Below are 18,148 nucleotides of genomic sequence, written 5' to 3' on the forward strand. Positions count from 1 at the left end.
ATTTTTCATTTATACATTTTCCATTATCGTCCCATTGTTTAATTTTTTCAATATTAACCGAATATTAACTTTTATAAGAAGAAATATACTGCTAAAATGAATAAATCATGAAAATTTATTCGGTTTACCACGGAAATCAGATAAGAAAAGGGATATCACTGAAAAAAAAAGGTGATGAATTAATTTATCTTTCATTTGACCGCGTAGCAAGAAGTAAAACATATCTTTCTATCCATTACCCAGACATAATAAATTCAACAGTTTCCCTTCCAAATCTAATTAATGAAGAAACCAGAAATTTACTCACCAAAAACAAATTATCTAACTTGCTTCAGCCTGAAAAAGACTACACATTCGTATTCTTCCCAAAAGAAAAAATCTCAGAAACAGAAACATTATTTGAAGTTTATGCATTTCCCGTTGATATATACCAGCAATTAACCTCAGAATACGGTCAAATAGATTTCCTTACAGTTGATATCTTTTCCTTAATTCCTTTTTCTCTGGGAGGAAAAACATTTCATTTTTATTCAGATAAAGAAAAAATACTTATATCTGTCTATGAAGACATGGTTCCGTTATACACGAGAGCTGTTTCAATTCCTGAAAGCACTTCAGAAGAACAATATATAAACTATTTATATGAAAATTTCAGTGTTACATACTCTTTTGTCTCACAGAATAAAAGAATAAATGTGGACAATATTATAATCTCCGGACTTGCCTTTGATAATGAAGAATTTATTAATCTTGTTTATGACCAGGTTAGGAAACCTATTGTTAACCTTATACCAATGGTAAAGGGTCTAAATCCTCAACAATTTAATGAATTTATTGTTGAGATTGGAACTACACTGCTTAATGAAACCTTTGACTTTTTACCACTTGATATTAAGAAAGAAAGATTCTTTTCCGGAGTAATTAAACAATTATCTTTTTTTCTGATTCTTTTGACTGCAGCAATTTTATTTATAGATTTTATAAAGTTTTCCAAAGTTCAGGAAGTTAACCAACAGGTATCTGTTTTAAAACAACAGATAGAAAATAAACTTCACAAAATACATTCAATCTTCAAACCTGAAGAAATTAACTATTACAGAAAATATTTTAGTTTACTGAATAAAAGCCTAAACTCCTTCCCAGATAATATAATGCTTCAGATATCTGATTTGCTTTTCTTATTAGATGAAAAAAAATTTGAAATTAACAAAGGAGCTAATTCAGTTGTAATTTCTATAGTTTCCACACAAAATTTTAATTCCATAGCTGAAATGGAAAACTTTAAATATAGATTAAATCTGCTTATTTCCCAGTTAAAAGGATTTAAAATTAATAAATCTATTCAGGAGGATTTACAAAATTTTAGACTTTACATAAATCTGACTTTAGAAAAGGGACTGAAAAATGAAGTTCAGTAAATTATATCTGTTATATTTTGTTGTGTCTGTTTTATTTATTTTATCTATCGCCGTTTACTTCTCTTTGTCCTCTCTTGATAATGCTCTAAATGCCAAAAAAGCAGAACTTATTTCTGTAAAAAATAAGGTTAAACAGGAAGAAAATAAGGCTATTCGGCTTAAAAATTTTGCTACGAAAAATGGCTTAAAACCTGTTAATAAAGAAACGGCAAAAAGCATTATTTTTAATACCCTAAATCAATTTTTGGCTTTATATGATGCCAGAATTACGAAACCTCTAACCGAAGAAAATGGATTATATAAAGTGAGCTTATCATTCAAGTATTACCCTGATAATTCAGAGGAATTAATCCAATTTATAGAAAGCCTGAAGCAACAAAAGTATCCGGTATTAATGATAAATAGATTTACATACGAAAACCTAAAGGAAGGCACTGTAATAAGCTTTGAGATTACTATGGAGCAACCGTTTGTAAAATGAGTTTATCAAAAATATTAGAAAAGCTTACGATAAGGGAGTATATTTTACTAAGTTTACCGATAATTGTTGCTATTTTGTTCTATATTCTTTTTTCCTCTAATTTTGAAAAAATAATTTACAAAGTGGCTGAAGATAATCTGAACTATATGCCGGAAGTTCCTGAAATTCCCTCTGTGATTAGAGTGACAGAAACCGAAGGTAAATCTACTTTGATTTCCTTATTAGAAGTTAGACCATACACAGCCCCTAAGATAGAAGAAAAACCCAAAACCGTTGAAAAAGCACCTCCTCCAACTTATAGAATCTCATTTATTTATTTAGGTAAACATAGATATGTAATAATCGATAATAAACTCTGGTCAGAAGGTGATACACTACCTTATGGAGAGAAAATTTTAAGAATTACAAAAGATGGTATTTTAGTAACAGGAAAATGGGGTGAAAGATGGATAAAATTTCTAAGGTAATTCTGGGATTATCTTCAGTCATTTTTATAGGCGGATGCTATCACCAGCAGAATAATCAAGAAATCAGTTATGCCAAACCGGCTATGCCCCATGAATTAGCTAATGTCCAGGAGAAAAAGCCTGCAAAAAGATATATTCCTCCTCCACCTGTAATAAAAAAGCCAAAAATTCAAAAAATATCACCATTAGAAGGCAAATATTTCTCATTCAGTGCTGATAATGCACCTTTAAGAACGGTTTTGTATGCAATATCCAAAGACACAGGGATGAATCTGGCAATATCACCGGATGTTGATTTAACAAAAGTAATTTCTGCAAATTTTAACAATACCCCAGCTGAAACAGCTCTTCAGATAATAACCTCTCTTGCAGGAGTTTATTACGAGATAAAAGGCAATGTCATATATATAAAAGCAACCACAACTAAAGTTTTTCATATACCTTATGTTCATACTAACTCCCGATATAAAGCTGACCTTGGGGGAGATGTTCTTGGGTCATCCGGAAGCACAACAGGGGGAACTTCCACCTCAGGAACAGGGGGAACGACTACAACTTCACCTGCAGCAGCAAATTTAAAAGGAGATTTTTCCCTCAAATATGAAAATCCACAGGATATAAATAATTACTATAAAGAGATTGAAACAACAGTTAAAAAAATTCTACAACTTGATACTCAACAGACTACAAATCAGGAACACAATCCTAACAGCTATACACTGAATAGATTTACCGGAACGCTCATAGTAACAGCCACCAGAGATAAAATGGAGCAGATTGAAAATTTTATTAAAACATTAAAAAAAGAAACTCAAAAACAGGTCTTAATAGAAGCAAAAATTATTGAGGTTACTCTAAATAAAGAATTTAGATACGGTATTGACTGGAATTTGCTCATGAGGGATTTTCTGGGAACCGGTGCTTCAGTTAGAGTTGTTCAAAGTTTAGCCCTTGGAAATAGTTATGGACAGGTTCTTGTAACAGGAAAAGATTTTCAATCTGTGATTAATGCCCTTGAAAGAACCGGCAATATTGAGACTTTATCCAATCCCAGAATAAGAGTTTTAAACGGTCAGACAGCTTTAATATCCTCGGGAATTATAGTTCCCTTCTGGGAAAAAGAAATAAACACAGTGACAGGAAACGCCACGACACAAGAAATCACATACACAAGATCAAATGTTCTTGATGGTGTTTTATTAGGAGTAACTCCATATATAGAAGATGGACAAATTATGATGAATATTGTTCCAGTATCAACAAAAATTCAGGATATCCGTCAGCTTGTTGATAATGGACAGGTAGTTGCAGAAGCTCCTGTGCTTAATATAAAAGAAGCCGGAACTATAGTCCGAGTAAAGGATGGAGACCTGATAATTATCGGAGGATTAATAGGCACTGAAAAAAGAAAAATAGAAAGCAAAATCCCTGGACTGGGAGATTTACCGGGAATAGGTGCATTGTTCAAAAGACAGGAAACTTTAAGACTTAAAAAAGAACTTATAATTTTCTTAAGACCTCATATTATAAAGGTGCATTAGGATAAAAATGAGTCTGATACTGGATACCTTAAACAAAATGAAAGAAGGAGGTAACAAAAAGCCTGTTCCTCCTTCTATTTCTAAAAAAAAGAAAAAAAATAATAACAATAAAAAAAGATACATAATTCTGGCCGGTTTGATTATATTTCTGTCTGCTATTATGACATTTCTCGTAATTTTTCAGGATAGATTTATTTATGAAAATAAATCTGAATTTTTCCAAGTATCAGAGAATAAAAATATTAAGGCTTCAAAATCTCTTGCAACCCAAAATAAACCAGTAAACAATCCTGAAATCCTTGAAGGAAAACAAAAAACTGAACCAAATTATGAAGAAATAATAAAAAATCCTGACGAAATTTCTAAAAAGACAGGAACTTCAAAAACAAACTCAAAATCCCAAGAGAACCCAGAAAAACTAAAAGCCAAAAAAATACCAAAAAATGAAAGCCTAAATAAAAAACCAAACAAAAACTTTTTATTTTCTGCTTATATAGCGCAGGCAAATCAGTATATAGACCAGAAAAATTATGAAAAAGCTCTAATCTATCTTGAAAAAGCTTATAAATTATCCCCTTCAGAAAAAATTTTGAAAAATATAATTCTTTTAAAACTGCAAACAGGAAAAACTTCAGACATTCAGAATTATTTAAATAAAATAAAAAATAAAGAATTTTTATCAGAAATTCTCATGGAACTAATTGATACCGGTAATACACAAATCGTTCATGATTATCTCACAAAAAATTTAAAAAATGATAAGACAGGTTATCTCTATTATGTTGCAGGATACCTTTATGAAAAGGAAGGAAAATATAAAGAGGCTTTAAAATATTATAAGGTTGCCTATAAACTGAATAAAGAAGACCCTTATATAGCTTATGCCTATGCAAGAATACTTGAATTAAACAGGGAGTATGCAAAAGCTTTAAAAATATATAAAAGCATAAATTTATCAAAAATAACCGATAATAATTTGCGGGAGGTGGTGGCGGAGAGAATAAGATTATTAGGAGAGCCCTGATGAGAAACAGAGGTTTCACTCTTATTGAACTGGCAATGGTTCTGATTATAATCGGGCTTCTAATGGGTATCGGAATTACAGCATTTGGAATTTTAGTCAAAAGAGCTAAAGTTCAATCAACAAAAGAAATAATTAACGCTGCTGCTGATGCCCTTATTTCTTATGCCGGCTCAGCAGAAAAGCTACCGGGAACTGATCCGAAGTTCCAGAGCATAGTAAGGAACTCAAAAGACAGCTTTAATAAAGATATAAAATTCTTTGTTGATGCAGACCTTACAACAAATGATAAATATGTATGTAGAAAAAATCAGACAAACCTTACAGTAAGACTATGTAAAGATTCTTCTTGTTCGTCATACATAGACGTTCAAAACGTAGCATTTTTGCTTGTAAGTGGTTCTGAAAATTACAATATCCAAACCGGAGATGGACACTCTCATTCCGGGACAAATGTAATAACCATATCTTCACCTACAACTATTTTTGTTTATGAATATGGAGTTGATAACGTAGATAAGTTTCCATCTGATATTAATAACCCTGACAAATATGATGATATTGTTAAATGGATAACGCTCCCTGAACTTCAGACAAAAGCCCAGTGTAAATATAAAATTACTATTCTAAATAACGAACTTCCTTATGGATATGAAAATTCATCTTATAACGCCAATTTATATGCAGATGGGGGAATTCCTTTTAGTGTTGATAATGATGGAGATGGTAAAAATGACTATGAATGGTGTTTTGAAGGAGATTTACCTGCAGGATTAACTATTGATTGTGCTGGTTCTCTTTCAAAATCCACAAATTGCTTAAATACAGACGGCACAGTTAATAATTCTGCAAACTGGAAACAATGCACATCTCCAAAAATCACAGGAACAATATCGACAGGAACAGCCGGTAGTTATAACTTGAAATTTTATGTTCATGATTCTGAAAATAATATAGCAGAGAAAACGTTGGTTCTTACTGTAAATCCTCAATCTTCTTCTTCAGTAGGAGGAGCAGCTCCACCAGGTTCCCAGGTTAGTTTTGCAGATAATCTTTCTGAATTTCAGCAAGCAGGGGATAACAAGGGTATAACCGTAGATAACGATAGTAAAGTCATTTATTTTGGTAATGGCCAGAATCATACAGCAAGCTGTTTTTGGTATCCAGATACTTATGATTTATCTAAATATAAGGTGATAAGAGCTTTTTTTTTCTTTAGATTTCCATATCAAGAAAAATCAGATTCAAGTAAAAACTATGCCGATGGTTTTACATTTACTATACGAAATTCTCCATGGACAAAAGATTGTGGAAATGATGGTGGAGGACTCGGATATAGCGGTTTGGATAAATCAAGTGTAGCTACAGAAATAGATACATATCCGAATACAAGTCTTAAAGACCCATATAAATGGGTATGGTTTAGTTTTAAAGGATATAATCACCTCTCTATAGATTTCAATGGAAGTGTAACGCATAATGATAACCTGACCTCCAAATGCCCATCTTCTGGATGTTTTTATAAAAATGATAATCCTACATGGTTAGAAGATAATCAGAAACACTCCTATAGATTAGAATTACATACAAAATGCAATAATAGTTGTAATAGATGTGGAAATAATGGAAATTATATACTGATAAAAGCATGGATTGATTGCGAAAATTGCGATGACCTGAGACAAGATTTCACAGATAAACCTCCTCTTGTTTCAAGATGTATAAATAATCAACAAGTTAATTTAAATAAAGTCAGATTTGGATTTACCGAAGGAACAGGTGGTGCCGTTCAGACAGTTAAGATTTCTTACTTTGGAATCAGGTTTGAATAGGAGGCCAAATATTGAAGAAATTATTAATAATTTTACTGGTAATCGGTTACTCTTTCGCCCAGACTGGAAGTCAGATATTTGAGGCAAAATGTGCCCAGTGCCATCTGTTAGAAACTCCTCCTGATAATCTAAACCTTGAAGCCCCACCTATGGATGTTGTAATGAGACAGGCCTCTTATGTATACAGAAACGAACAGAGTTTTATTCAATATCTAAAAGATTTTTTACAAAACCCTTCCACAGAAAAATCTATATGCTTGCCCTGTGTAAAAAGATGGGGTTTAATGCCACCTGTAAATATTACTTCCTATGAGGCTGAGGAATTGAGTGTCTGGCTATTTAGAAGATTTATCTCTACCGGCCGTATAAACCCATAACATAACCTTCATCGATAACCCGCCCTGTCATAACAAGCTGAACTTCCTGTCTTGTAGCTCCGGGAGGAAGTTCAAGAGTTGGCATATCTAGTGCAAAAATCCTGAAAAAATATCTATGAGGTTTTCCCGGAGGTGGACACGGTCCTCCATATCCTATTCTGCCAAAATCGTTTATTCCCTGTTTTATTCCATCTATTTGAGGTTCTTTAGGAAAGTTTTCCGGAAGATAATTTATATCAGGAGGAATATCATAAACTATCCAGTGTGTAAAAGTGCCAAGAGGTGCATCAGGGTCATCCATAATAACCACAAAACTCTGTGTTTCTGGTGGAAAATTTCCCCATTTTAAATCAGGAGATATATCAACCCCATCACATGTATAAATTGACGGTATAACATCCTCTTCTCTAAATGCTGAAGTAATAACAGAAATCATAGCAACCCCCTCAATTTGATACTATCCATTAAGTTAGTTATTATTTACGTAGTTGACAACCTTTTAATCAGATTTTTTGATATGCCTGATTGCACTTTCCTGTTTCTTGTATTTAATAACATCTTCAGTAGCCCATTTTTTTATTATTGATTCTATTTCCTCATCGGATAAGGATTGTTTTTCATAAAATCCTCTTTCTTCCCTCTGTCTCTGGGCTTCATATAAAATCACTCCTGTGGCGACTGATACATTTAAACTCTGTGCCATTCCATACATTGGTATTATTATGTTGTGGTCTGCATATTTCAAGACTTCTTCACTTACCCCATGTATCTCATTTCCAACAACAATCAATGTAGGCTTTGTGTAATCTATTTCTCTGAAATGAATGCTTTTATCAGATAAATATGTGGCAACAATCTGGAATCCTTCCTCTTTTTTATTTTTAAAAAACCTGTCTATATCCTCAATTTCCTGATGGATTACCCATTTATGAGAACCCATTGTTATTTCTTCATTTATAAGCTCCCCTTCTCCTAAAAATCTATAATACAGATATAAAACCCCAACAGCATCACAGGTTCTTAAGATTGCAGAAAAATTATGCTGATTTTTTACATTATCAGAAAAAACCTGCAGGTCTTTTTGTCTTTTTTGCAGGACTTTTCTAATTTTTTCAAGGCGTTTCTTAGTTATAAACATTTTTCTCCCCTTATCATTTATAATTTAATTTTACACTAACAGGCAGGAGGTCTTGATGAACGAAACCACAGAATTATGGCTGGCAATTGTTGTTTTTGGAATTATGTTCGGGCTGATTATCTTTCTTATGATTTACTGGTCTAAAAAGGGAACTATTGTAGATGAAAGGGATAAAAAGTGGTATGACCAGAAGAAAAAAACAGATGAGGAAAATCACACCTGAAACAAACAAATAGGCATAAAATATCTCAAAATCCTTAACAAAGAGGTAAAAATATGAATACAGCTGAAAAAAAGATAGATATCTATATCTTCAAAGGTCATCCGGAGAAAGTTCATACACAGGTTGCCCCATGGGCAGAAATAGATAACTCAGAGGCTTATATGGAAATCCCTTTTGAGTTTTATCTTGATATGCCTGAGGAAGAAAAGGCTTTTGTGGAAGGTTTTAATAAATTTATAGATGGAGATTTTAAAGGCTCCAGAAGAGAGCTTGCAAAAAGTGCCTCAAAAATTCCTGAAGCAAAATATATGTTTGCACTTGTTAATATAGTTTTAGGGAAATTTAGGGAAGCCTCTTTGCTCCTTTCAGGATTTAAACCCGACTGGACAAGATTTATTCAAACATGGAGGGTTCCAATTCTGGTGGTTCCATTTAGTTCAGGAGACAAAGCACTTTATATTGCCCTTGATGAAAAGGGAATGCAGGCATTAAACTACTTACTGGAAGGAAAAACTCCTGAGGAGATAGCATTTCTACTGGGATTATAATGAAAACATTTATCCGTGAGATAGCTCCCTATCTACTTACACGGCTTATGTCTAACGGTGGAGAGTTTGGAGAGATATTTTATGAAAGAACATACTCCACCATTCTGAAATATGAAGATAACAGGCTTAGCAAAGCAGTTGAAGGAATAGATGAAGGTGTAGGAATAAGATTAATCAAAAATGGAAAAACCCATTACGGTTATACCTCAGAAATAAACAAAGAAAATCTTGAGTTATTGGTTAGCACAATCAACTCCCATGAAGGTGAAGGGAAAATAAAAGTAGGCATCGAACATCTTATTGGATATTCCCCTGCAAAAATAGACCCTGAGGATTATTTCCTGAAAAGAAAAAAAGAGATACTTCTTACGGCGAACGATATAGTAAGAAGTTATGACCCTCAGATAAAACAGGCAGGAATTACTCTAAAAGATATAAAACGGGAAATTCTTATCATAAATACAGACGGGGATATAGTTGAGGATACACAGATAAGGGTTGCCCTTTATGTAGAAGCTATAGCTTCAGATGGCAAAAACCTATATAGAGGCTATGAATCTGCCGGGGGTACCATAGGATATGAATTTTTTCAGGGAGATACAATCAATATAATTGATTATGTTGCTTCAAAGGCAGCCCACAGGGCAGTCTTAGGACTTAGTGCAAAACCAGCTCCCCTTGGAAGTATGCCGGTTATTATTTCTTCTGAAGCCGGTGGAACAATGATACATGAGGCTGTAGGTCATGGTCTTGAGGCTGACCTTGCAGAAAAAGGAATGTCCGTTTATGCAGGAAAAATCGGAGAAAAAGTAGCCTCAGAAAAAATAACTGTTATTGATGACGGAACCATAGAAGGTAAGATGGGCAGTTTTAATTTTGATGATGAAGGGGTTCCGGCCCAGAGAACAGTTTTGATTGAAAATGGTATTTTAAAGGGCTTTATGTATGATAGATTAACTGCAATGCAAACAGGAAAAAGCTCAACAGGAAATGGTAGAAGGGATACTTACAGGAATATCCCAATTGTTAGAATGCGAAACACATTTATTACTCCAGGTAAAGACAACCCTCATGATTTTATCAAAGATACTAAAAAGGGATTGTATGTTGTCAAAATGGGAGGCGGACAGGTTAACACAGTTAACGGAGATTTTATGTTTGAAATTATAGAAGGATATATGATAGAAAATGGAGAAATAACTTATCCAATTAAAGGGGCTGCTCTTATGGGAAATGGCCCTAAAGCCATGCAGGATGTTGAAGCCGTTGGATATGATATAGGCTGGGCTATAGGAACCTGCGGAAAAAACGGACAGGCAGCTCTAGTTGGTGATGCCCAACCAACAATAAAAATAAAATCACTTATAGTAGGAGGAAGTTCTTGAAAACCAAAGCAGTTTTCCTTGATAGAGATGGAGTGATTAATGAGGATTTTGGTTATGTCCACAAAATAGAAAATTTTCATATTTATCCTGAAGTTTTTCCGGCTTTAAAAAAATTACAGGAAGCAGGCTATAAACTGCTTATAGTAACAAACCAGTCTGGAATTGCAGTGGGATATTACACAGAAGAAGATTTTTTAAAACTTACAGAGCATATTCTAAAGGTTTTTGAAAATGAAGGAATAAAAATAGATAAGGTGTATTATTGTCCACACCATCCAGAAGGAATAATTCCTGAACTGGCAATAAAATGCGATTGCAGAAAACCGGAAAGCGGGATGATAAGACAGGGGATACAGGAATTTAATATAGACCCATCTGCTTCATTCCTTATAGGAGATAAAGAAAATGATATAAAAGCTGCACACAAAGAAGGTATAAAAGCTGCTCTTGTAAAAACAGGACAAGGAATGAAATATGTTGAAAACACAGAGGCAGATTATATAGGGGAAAATATACTTGATGTTGTAGAAAACTTTATTCTAAAAGAAGCTAAAGTTTAATATTCCTTCTGTCTTCTACTATCTCAACAAAATTTCCGTCTGGGTCTTGAATAAAAAAGTATAAAATCCCTGTTCTCCCTTTTTTTATTTCTATATCTTCCTGAATTATGCCTTTATCTAACAAATGCTTCTTTGCCTTATGTATATCAGGAACAGATAAAGCAAAATGTTTAACACCAATTCTTTTTAAGTCTTCCCATAGTTCAACTAATTCTTTGCCGATATGCTCTTTAAAACAAAAAAGCTCAAGTATAAATCCATTTAGATATAAATGCTTAATTTCCAGATTATCATCCTTGTAGCAAGCTATTTCTTTAAAACCAAGTATTGAGTAGAACTCCACGGCTTTCTCCATGTCTGAAACTGAAACAGCTACATGATGAATTCTAAACTCCATTACTGCTCCACAAATTTTGATAGTTTTTGTTTTCTATTTTCCAAAAATTTATTATAGTCTTTTATAAAAGCTAAAAATCTTTTTTGTAAAGTCTGCAAATCCGTTTCAAGTAATGTATCTAATTTTTTGCCTGTCAAAACTTTTATTAGGTTTTCTTTTTCCTCAGGTAGATATTTACCCATTATAGCTATCATATCTTCATCAGGAGGATAAATCTCTTCTATTTCCAGATAGGAAAAAGCAGGAAAAAATCTCCTTGAAGAAAATCCAAGTAAATAAGCTTTATAGGAGTTATCCGTTAATTTCTCAATATGAAATTGGGTATAAAATACTTTAAATTTGCCACTATTTCCACATACACCATAATAATCAGGCAGTTTTACAGCAAACGGAAAAGGCTCTTCGTCCTCAAAATTTAGCGGGGTTCTGGAACTGCCCCGATAGAAAATCTTTGTATCCTCTACCTCATTTACAACACCTATTCTCTTTATACAGCCTAATCTGTATGTTGAGTATCTTGTGTTTCCAATTCTTTTTGCCAGTAGATACAAAGCCCCGTGAAAATAAACAATTTTTAACGGAATAATATCCTTTGTTTTATTTTTGTATCTGATTTTTATAACCCGCTTTTTAAGGATGTCCTCAATAAGTGTGTCCACAAGTTGAAAATCATAAGGATAATTTCCTGTGTGTAGCAATGGTATATTTGTAAAGGCATTATTCAGAATAAATTCCTTTTCTTCGGAAATTTTTTCTCCGGCTTTCCTGAGAATATTTTTTATTACATTTTGATACTCAAATTTTTTGTATTCTTCAGGGGTAAAAGTAAGTGAAAGAAGCAGGGCATCTTTCTCTTTATCACTGAGGGAAATAATATTTGTAAACATCCTTTCATTTATTTTCCATCTGTTTGACCTTCCTGAAATCTGTTTTTCTATATAATCCCTTGTGTGTAGATGATTTAGGTAGTTATTCAGCTTCCTTCTTTTGTTTTCATAATTTCCCTGTAAAATACCCAGATTACTCAGAAAATCCCGTATCTGTTTAGTTTCAACCCACTCCCCTTTATCAAGAAGAAACTTTATTATCTCTATATAAGCCCTTAAAAACTCAGCATCATTCCTTGTCATTCTTTCCTGAGTATAAACTAAAATCTCTATGGGAAAAATTATTTCACATTTATCTTTTATATTAAAGTCAGAAAAAGGGTAAAGCATCCGTTAATTAAGATAGAGGAATAAAAAACCTCTGGAGGTAAAGCCTTTATGCAAAAAAGCTTCCTTAAACAATTTTTGCTCAGCCTTGATGATGAGTCCCTTGAGTATCTTACTACTGTTCTTGTTGATTTGAGCGAGTATGGATGGACAATATTTGATTCTACCAAAGTAATGTCCCACCTCTTTTCTGATATCAACGTTACAATGTCTGCCATTGATGAAATTATTGCCTTAAACAACCCTAAATATGAAAATCTTTTCCGTGCATTGCTCAACTACTTTATTACAAAATTCAGCGAAGAAGACTTTGAACTGGTTTTTGATTATCTGATGGATAAATATTTTGAACTGGAAAAGAACAGATATGAAGTTGTTGATGTAATTCTTACACTGATTCATCTGGAAGAAAGCAATATCGTTATGTTTGAAGACCACTTCTATGAATTGGTTGAGGCGACTTATTCAGATAAAGAAACAAAAGTTCTTAGATACTATGAGTTTCTGAACTTTTATGCATCTTACGATGTTGTTGAAGCCAGAGAATTCCTTGAAAAACTCAAAGAAAAATATCCTGATGAAGACCTGCTTTATGAGATAGAGGGTCATATCGCAATGAATATTGTTGATAATGATTATAAGCTTGCTATGAAAGCATTCCAGAATGTCGCAGAATGGATTATATTTCGTGTATCTATGGATTACCCAAAAGATAATCTAAACTCAAATATGCTGTTTTTCCTTTCTGCCTATGCAGAACTTTTGATTAGTAGCAATGATATTGAAAAAGCCCAGAAGATTATAGATATTGCCTCTTCTATAATTGATACAGTTGCAAAAAATGAATTTGAAAATCTGAGGGATAATGATGCTTTTCAGGTGATGGTAAGTTATACAGAATATTTCCTTTATGTAAATATCCAGCTGCTTAAACACATTCAGTCTGAACTTTCTGATAAAGAAGCTTACGAAAAGTCTGTAAACAAACTAAAAGAAATTTCTCCGTTCCTGTATGACAAAATCCAAGATTACATTGACTTTGACGATGTGCTAAATTCAGCCTATTTTGAAACAGAAGAAAAATGATCTTTCTAGCCCCGAAAGGGGCTTTTAAAACAGCTTTCCTATTTTCCTAAATCCAAAGATATATAAAGCCACACTTAAAATTGTCAGCGCCACAAAATAGATACCCAAATCAATAGAAGAAATTCCCCTGAAAAATATGCTGATACTTCCTTCAATGTAATATCTAAGAGGTGAGAGATAAGAAAGATACTGGATTGCAGGATGCATTGAGTATATCGGTGTCCATGCACCGCTGAGAAAGATAATAGGCATCATAATAATTACAGACAGCTGTGCCACCTGAAGCATATTTTGTGCTACAGACGCAATAAAAAGTCCTATTCCGCTAACAGAAAGTAGATAAACAAATGTAAAAACAATAAAAACCCAGAAATTGCCATTCATAGGAACGTCAAATACACCGAACAAAATCAGACCAACGCTTAAAATAGTGCCAATCATTGTGATAACAATCTGAGAAAAACTTTTTGCAAGGATAATAAGTTTTGAATCAACAGGCATCAGTAGCATTATATCCCATGTTCCATTTTCTTTTTCCCTGACAAAAACAACAGCAGACAGGATAACACCCAGGAGTGTTAAATTTGATAAAAACTCTGCAAATGATATAAATTGCCGTGTATCTGCGTTTTGGTTAAAAATCTTATGAATTTTCAGCTCAACAGGAAATTTCAGTTGTGAAAAACTCATCACTATATTTTGTAAATAAGATAATGTTATAAAAGCCTGTGCTGCAGCTGTAGAATCCAGTAAAACATTAACCTGAGTTTTTCCATTTTTGTAAAGGGATTTTTCAAAATCAGGTTCAAATACCAGACCAACCATAATTTCTTTATCAAAGATGGCCTTACTTAGTTCTTCCTGAGATTCAAACTCAACAGGTGGCTTAAATTCTGGGCTGTGTAAATGGTTCAAGATTTTTTTAGAAATGACTCCCTGTGAGTAATCAACATATCCTATAGAGACATTTCTGGGCTTTACCTCAAACCCCTGTCCTGCAATATAAACGTCAATGGTAAATGAATAAAGCAAGACAATTACCAATCCCCAATTTCTCAAAAATGTTATTATTTCTTTTGCAAAAATACTCCAGAAAGCCTTCATCTTAGTTCCTTTTTCATTAAGATACTACCTGCTGTAAGCAAAGCTACTGCATATCCAATCATAATAAGGAAATAGATAATATTCTTAGCTGAGGAAAATCCCTGTCCAATAAGAAAGGAGTCATAAACAATATGGTTGTAATACATCACAGGAAATAAATGGGCTTCTATATAAGCTTCTCCTGTCATAGATGATATAGGCATAAGTATTCCTGAATATAAAAATCCCGGGATTACCGTGATAATTATTGTTGCAATTAAGGCAACTATCTGTGTTCTTGTTATAACCGAAACCAGCAGGCCAATAGCAACGCTTATCAGCACATAAATTTCTGAAGTTAGCCAGAATATAAAAAAACTGCCCTTAAATGGCACTTTAAACAGATAAGTAGCCCACAAAAACAGGATAAAAATATTTACAGAGTGAAGAAAAAATACAGGCAGTAACTTTGCAATCAAAAAATCCACTTTTCTAACAGGAGAAGAATAAAAATTAAAAATAGTGCCCATTTCTTTTTCTTTGACAATAAGCAATGCCGATAAAATAGCAGGTGCAACCAGTAAAATAATCCCAAGTAACCCGGGAACTATGGCATTCTCATCTCTCATAGATTGGTTAAACAAATTACGGTGATTTATTGTGATTAAATTTTTTACAGAAATATTTTTCAGATATGAAGAAGCAGCATTAAGTATCATTCCCTCAACATAACTTTGCATAGTAACTCCCCGTAGTGGGAAAGAAGCATCAATAAAGGCTGCTATTTCTGTTTTCTGGCCTTTTAGTAATCTTTTTTCAAATCCTTCAGGGATTATAATTAAGATATCAACTTTGCCCTGCTTCATTCTATCTAAGATTTTATCTTCCGGTTCATAGGAAACGGTAGTATCAAAATATTTAGAATGTTCAAATCTGGATATAAGTTGATAAGAAAGTTTGCTCCGGTCATAATCCAGAATAACTGTTCTTGAATGTGTCACTTCCATTCTGATGCCATAGCCAAACAGAAGCATAACCATCGTAGGAAAAAGATACACAAGAATGATGAACTTTGACCTGACCAGTTCTGTGATTTCTTTTAGAATATAAGCTTTTATAACTCCGGTATTTATCATCTCAATAAATAATCTATAATTATTTTTCTGCAAAATAAATATTGAAAACTACTTTTCAGTGAATATTTTTCTAAATAAAAAAGTCCAAGAGGGAAAAATGGAAAAGATAAAAAGCCTGATAAATCTTGAGGAGATAGAGCCTGAGGCATTAAAACAGATACATGATGTGGCTTCTCTGGATATTGTAAAAAAATTGGCAATTATGCCTGATGTCCATGCCGGATATGACCTTTGCATAGGCGGTGTTGCACTGGTTGACGGACATATATCTCCCTCGTTTGTCGGATATGATATCGGTTGTGGAATGTGTTTTGTTGACACAGGGATAAAAACCGAGGAGATTTTTAAAACCAAAAAAGACAGGGAAAAGGTAGCACAGGAGATATATAAGGAAATACCTGTCGGAAAAAATATCAGAAAAAAGCCCCTTGATTATACTCCATTCCGTTCAGCTTCAGGGGACAAAAATCTGAATAAAAAGGTAAATGACAAACTATTTCATTCACTTGGAACACTGGGAAGTGGTAATCATTTTATTGAGATAGGAGAAAATCTTGAGGGAAATGTATGCGTCACAATACACTCAGGTTCAAGAAATATAGGACATTCTATAGCTTCTTACTATATGAAAAAGGGTAGATTTTTATCTGTGGATAGTTTCTGGGGACAGGCTTATATTGAGGATATGAATTTTGCCCTTGAGTATGCCCTTGAAAACAGACTAACAATGATGAAAAAAATTCTTGGGATTTTAGGATTTACAGAAAAAGAGATTAAGAAACTGATAGACAAAAAGTTAATCAATGAAAACCATAACCATGCGGTTCTTACTGAAGAAGGAGTTCTTCACAGGAAAGGTGCAACCCCTGCAGAAAAAGGCCAATACGGAGTAATCCCTGCAAATATGAGAGATGGCGTTTATGTGACAGTGGGACTTGGTAATAAAGAGTTTTTATCCTCTGCTTCCCATGGTGCAGGTAGAGTATTATCCAGAAGGAAGGCAAAGGAAACAATAGACCTGAAAGAGTTCAAGAAAGTTATGGAACAGGCAGATATTGTAGCAAAAGTCAGCGAAAAAACCCTTGATGAAGCACCTTTTGCTTATAAAGACATTAACAAAGTAATTCAAGCACAAGACGGAGTTGTTATAAAAGTTGTTGATGTAGCTAAACCTTTAGTGAATATAAAGGGATAAAAAATAAAAATTTTTAAACTTTTAAGTTCTAAATTTTAATGGCTGATTGCTTTTTAATGATATTTTTTTGAAAAGTTATCTGTAATCCTTAGGATAAAATTCCAAGGTAAAAAGTCAATCCTAATTGGATGTGTTATATAGTTCCTGTTTGAGCAACCCATAATAAACAAAAAAGTTTCGGAAAAATTTGTGCCAAAATATATGAAAGAATTTGAAAATTTTGGATATTATGCGAATAATTTCTTTTTACAACAGAAAAAATATTTATGAAAATAAGATTAAGCTATGGATATATTTCTTAAAAAATACGTAGATGTGAACAGAAAAGTAGAAAAAAGAATAGGAGATACTGTAAAACTCAAACAGTATCCAAGAAAGGAAAAAATAATTGCTATTCACAAAGATATTCTTTCAAACGAATACATTTTAACTGACTATCAAGCTAAACATATCTTTAAAGACTTAGAAAGAAAAAAGAAAAAAGCTCGCTACAAAAGTGAATATATTTACGGCCTTCAAAATATTGGTTTAATTTTAAAAAAACCTGACCTAATTTCCATAGACAAGAGCAAAAAAGGTTCAATCTATTTCGTAAAAATACTGGATAATAAGGATGTGGCAGTTGTTGTTAATAGAGATATTCAAAACATAAGAACAATAATTGTAAATAGGGTTGATTATTTTAAAAAATCTGATAGATTTATTGTCAAGGAAATAAATAAAAATGATTAATCTAAAAATAGATAGAGAGGCTTTAGAACACGGAATAGTTAGCCTTTATACTGAAGATGATATTGAAATAAATGAAGATTTATCCAATGAAATTCTTTTAAAAACTCCCTGTTATGATTTGGCAGTATCAACTCAAGGTGAACTTGTAGAATTGGAATGTGATATTGAGGACTTGGAAAAAATAGATCCTTCTTTATTTGAAGGAATATATTCACTAAATGATAATTTCAAGCTATCTTTTAAAGAAGTCTTAGAAAAACTACCCTATGAAGTAGAAGTTGTTCCTACAGGGAATACGAATTTAGTAACACAAG

General features: G+C 33.0%; 21 protein-coding genes. 15 read left to right on the forward strand and 6 right to left on the reverse strand.

Annotated features, from left to right (window positions below):
• The first annotated feature begins 107 nt into the window (after positions 1-107).
• From MVE07_RS03720 to MVE07_RS03750, 7 genes are read left to right on the forward strand one after another with little or no spacing between them, the layout of a single operon-like run.
• Complete coding sequence (locus MVE07_RS03720; protein WP_297454169.1) at positions 108-1,418, forward strand: hypothetical protein; 1,311 nt, start codon at positions 108-110, stop codon at positions 1,416-1,418.
• On the forward strand, positions 1,405-1,899 hold the full coding sequence (locus MVE07_RS03725) for a hypothetical protein (RefSeq protein WP_297454171.1): 495 nt from the start codon (positions 1,405-1,407) through the stop codon (positions 1,897-1,899). Before MVE07_RS03720 ends, MVE07_RS03725 begins: the two co-directional genes overlap by 14 nt.
• Complete coding sequence (locus MVE07_RS03730) at positions 1,896-2,366, forward strand: hypothetical protein (protein WP_297454173.1); 471 nt, start codon at positions 1,896-1,898, stop codon at positions 2,364-2,366. The genes MVE07_RS03725 and MVE07_RS03730 overlap by 4 nt, the downstream gene beginning before the upstream one ends.
• Positions 2,345-3,907, forward strand: coding sequence for a secretin and TonB N-terminal domain-containing protein (locus tag MVE07_RS03735; protein ID WP_297454175.1), 1,563 nt, complete (start codon positions 2,345-2,347; stop codon positions 3,905-3,907). The genes MVE07_RS03730 and MVE07_RS03735 overlap by 22 nt, the downstream gene beginning before the upstream one ends.
• A gap of 7 nt (positions 3,908-3,914) precedes the next feature.
• A complete protein-coding gene (locus MVE07_RS03740; protein ID WP_297454176.1) occupies positions 3,915-4,931 on the forward strand; it encodes a tetratricopeptide repeat protein in 1,017 nt (338 codons plus the stop codon).
• The gene (locus MVE07_RS03745) at positions 4,931-6,760 is read left to right on the forward strand and encodes a prepilin-type N-terminal cleavage/methylation domain-containing protein (protein WP_297454178.1); all 1,830 of its coding nucleotides are present in this window, start codon (positions 4,931-4,933) and stop codon (positions 6,758-6,760) included. Before MVE07_RS03740 ends, MVE07_RS03745 begins: the two co-directional genes overlap by 1 nt.
• Positions 6,761-6,771: 11 nt before the next feature.
• On the forward strand, positions 6,772-7,137 hold the full coding sequence (locus tag MVE07_RS03750; protein ID WP_297454180.1) for a hypothetical protein: 366 nt from the start codon (positions 6,772-6,774) through the stop codon (positions 7,135-7,137).
• Here the strand turns inward: MVE07_RS03750 and MVE07_RS03755 are convergent.
• A complete protein-coding gene (locus tag MVE07_RS03755; RefSeq protein ID WP_297454181.1) occupies positions 7,115-7,573 on the reverse strand; it encodes a YbhB/YbcL family Raf kinase inhibitor-like protein in 459 nt (152 codons plus the stop codon). The genes MVE07_RS03750 and MVE07_RS03755 overlap by 23 nt on opposite strands.
• Before the next feature lie 63 nt (positions 7,574-7,636).
• A complete protein-coding gene (locus MVE07_RS03760) occupies positions 7,637-8,275 on the reverse strand; it encodes an RNA methyltransferase (protein ID WP_297454183.1) in 639 nt (212 codons plus the stop codon).
• A 55-nt stretch (positions 8,276-8,330) separates the two neighbouring features.
• Here MVE07_RS03760 and MVE07_RS03765 point away from each other — a divergent pair, with 55 nt between their 5' ends.
• From MVE07_RS03765 to gmhB, 4 genes are read left to right on the forward strand one after another with little or no spacing between them, the layout of a single operon-like run.
• The gene (locus MVE07_RS03765) at positions 8,331-8,498 is read left to right on the forward strand and encodes a hypothetical protein (RefSeq protein WP_297454185.1); all 168 of its coding nucleotides are present in this window, start codon (positions 8,331-8,333) and stop codon (positions 8,496-8,498) included.
• A 53-nt stretch (positions 8,499-8,551) separates the two neighbouring features.
• Positions 8,552-9,046, forward strand: a complete 495-nt coding sequence (locus MVE07_RS03770) for a hypothetical protein (RefSeq protein WP_297454187.1) — start codon at positions 8,552-8,554, stop codon at positions 9,044-9,046.
• A complete protein-coding gene (locus tag MVE07_RS03775) occupies positions 9,046-10,431 on the forward strand; it encodes a TldD/PmbA family protein (protein WP_297454188.1) in 1,386 nt (461 codons plus the stop codon). The genes MVE07_RS03770 and MVE07_RS03775 overlap by 1 nt, the downstream gene beginning before the upstream one ends.
• On the forward strand, positions 10,428-10,991 hold the full coding sequence (gene gmhB, locus MVE07_RS03780; RefSeq protein WP_297454189.1) for a D-glycero-beta-D-manno-heptose 1,7-bisphosphate 7-phosphatase: 564 nt from the start codon (positions 10,428-10,430) through the stop codon (positions 10,989-10,991). The genes MVE07_RS03775 and gmhB overlap by 4 nt, the downstream gene beginning before the upstream one ends.
• Here gmhB and MVE07_RS03785 read toward each other — a convergent pair.
• A complete protein-coding gene (locus MVE07_RS03785) occupies positions 10,981-11,388 on the reverse strand; it encodes a VOC family protein (protein ID WP_297454190.1) in 408 nt (135 codons plus the stop codon). The two genes, gmhB and MVE07_RS03785, sit on opposite strands and share 11 nt — an antisense overlap.
• Positions 11,388-12,605, reverse strand: coding sequence for a WYL domain-containing protein (locus MVE07_RS03790; RefSeq protein WP_297454192.1), 1,218 nt, complete (start codon positions 12,603-12,605; stop codon positions 11,388-11,390). Before MVE07_RS03790 ends, MVE07_RS03785 begins: the two co-directional genes overlap by 1 nt.
• Positions 12,606-12,653: 48 nt before the next feature.
• On the opposite strand from MVE07_RS03790, the gene MVE07_RS03795 reads away from it, so the two are divergent.
• Entirely contained in the window at positions 12,654-13,688 is a 1,035-nt protein-coding gene (locus MVE07_RS03795) for a hypothetical protein (RefSeq protein ID WP_297454195.1), read from the forward strand.
• A gap of 24 nt (positions 13,689-13,712) precedes the next feature.
• On the opposite strand, the gene MVE07_RS03800 is transcribed toward MVE07_RS03795, so the two are convergent.
• Both MVE07_RS03800 and MVE07_RS03805 read right to left on the reverse strand, forming a co-directional pair.
• Positions 13,713-14,792, reverse strand: a complete 1,080-nt coding sequence (locus tag MVE07_RS03800) for an ABC transporter permease (protein ID WP_297454198.1) — start codon at positions 14,790-14,792, stop codon at positions 13,713-13,715.
• The gene (locus MVE07_RS03805; RefSeq protein WP_345781542.1) at positions 14,789-15,904 is read right to left on the reverse strand and encodes an ABC transporter permease; all 1,116 of its coding nucleotides are present in this window, start codon (positions 15,902-15,904) and stop codon (positions 14,789-14,791) included. Before MVE07_RS03805 ends, MVE07_RS03800 begins: the two co-directional genes overlap by 4 nt.
• 100 nt (positions 15,905-16,004) lie before the next feature.
• On the opposite strand from MVE07_RS03805, the gene MVE07_RS03810 reads away from it, so the two are divergent.
• The 3 genes from MVE07_RS03810 to MVE07_RS03820 form a co-directional block, all read left to right on the forward strand.
• Entirely contained in the window at positions 16,005-17,102 is a 1,098-nt protein-coding gene (locus tag MVE07_RS03810) for an RtcB family protein (protein WP_297454204.1), read from the forward strand.
• 285 nt (positions 17,103-17,387) lie between these two features.
• Positions 17,388-17,834 (forward strand): hypothetical protein, encoded by a 447-nt coding sequence (locus MVE07_RS03815; protein WP_297454207.1) that lies wholly within the window; start codon positions 17,388-17,390, stop codon positions 17,832-17,834.
• On the forward strand, positions 17,827-18,148 hold a 322-nt coding region (locus tag MVE07_RS03820; RefSeq protein ID WP_297454210.1), incomplete at its 3' end, for a hypothetical protein. The genes MVE07_RS03815 and MVE07_RS03820, both read left to right, overlap by 8 nt.

The organism is Persephonella sp., assembly GCF_027023985.1.
Classification (GTDB): Bacteria; Aquificota; Aquificia; order Aquificales; family Hydrogenothermaceae; genus Persephonella_A.

Excerpts from the sequence above, each read along its gene's own strand:
- MVE07_RS03720 (WP_297454169.1), top strand. The coding sequence starts at position 108 with ATGAAAATTTATTCGGTTTACCACGGAAATCAGATAAGAAAAGGGATA.
- MVE07_RS03725 (WP_297454171.1), top strand. The coding sequence starts at position 1,405 with ATGAAGTTCAGTAAATTATATCTGTTATATTTTGTTGTGTCTGTTTTA.
- MVE07_RS03730 (WP_297454173.1), top strand. The coding sequence starts at position 1,896 with ATGAGTTTATCAAAAATATTAGAAAAGCTTACGATAAGGGAGTATATT.
- MVE07_RS03735 (WP_297454175.1), top strand. The coding sequence starts at position 2,345 with ATGGATAAAATTTCTAAGGTAATTCTGGGATTATCTTCAGTCATTTTT.
- MVE07_RS03740 (WP_297454176.1), top strand. The coding sequence starts at position 3,915 with ATGAGTCTGATACTGGATACCTTAAACAAAATGAAAGAAGGAGGTAAC.
- MVE07_RS03745 (WP_297454178.1), top strand. The coding sequence starts at position 4,931 with ATGAGAAACAGAGGTTTCACTCTTATTGAACTGGCAATGGTTCTGATT.
- MVE07_RS03755 (WP_297454181.1), bottom strand. The coding sequence starts at position 7,573 with ATGATTTCTGTTATTACTTCAGCATTTAGAGAAGAGGATGTTATACCG.
- MVE07_RS03760 (WP_297454183.1), bottom strand. The coding sequence starts at position 8,275 with ATGTTTATAACTAAGAAACGCCTTGAAAAAATTAGAAAAGTCCTGCAA.
- MVE07_RS03765 (WP_297454185.1), top strand. The coding sequence starts at position 8,331 with ATGAACGAAACCACAGAATTATGGCTGGCAATTGTTGTTTTTGGAATT.
- MVE07_RS03770 (WP_297454187.1), top strand. The coding sequence starts at position 8,552 with ATGAATACAGCTGAAAAAAAGATAGATATCTATATCTTCAAAGGTCAT.
- MVE07_RS03775 (WP_297454188.1), top strand. The coding sequence starts at position 9,046 with ATGAAAACATTTATCCGTGAGATAGCTCCCTATCTACTTACACGGCTT.
- MVE07_RS03785 (WP_297454190.1), bottom strand. The coding sequence starts at position 11,388 with ATGGAGTTTAGAATTCATCATGTAGCTGTTTCAGTTTCAGACATGGAG.
- MVE07_RS03790 (WP_297454192.1), bottom strand. The coding sequence starts at position 12,605 with ATGCTTTACCCTTTTTCTGACTTTAATATAAAAGATAAATGTGAAATA.
- MVE07_RS03795 (WP_297454195.1), top strand. The coding sequence starts at position 12,654 with ATGCAAAAAAGCTTCCTTAAACAATTTTTGCTCAGCCTTGATGATGAG.
- MVE07_RS03800 (WP_297454198.1), bottom strand. The coding sequence starts at position 14,792 with ATGAAGGCTTTCTGGAGTATTTTTGCAAAAGAAATAATAACATTTTTG.
- MVE07_RS03810 (WP_297454204.1), top strand. The coding sequence starts at position 16,005 with ATGGAAAAGATAAAAAGCCTGATAAATCTTGAGGAGATAGAGCCTGAG.
- MVE07_RS03815 (WP_297454207.1), top strand. The coding sequence starts at position 17,388 with ATGGATATATTTCTTAAAAAATACGTAGATGTGAACAGAAAAGTAGAA.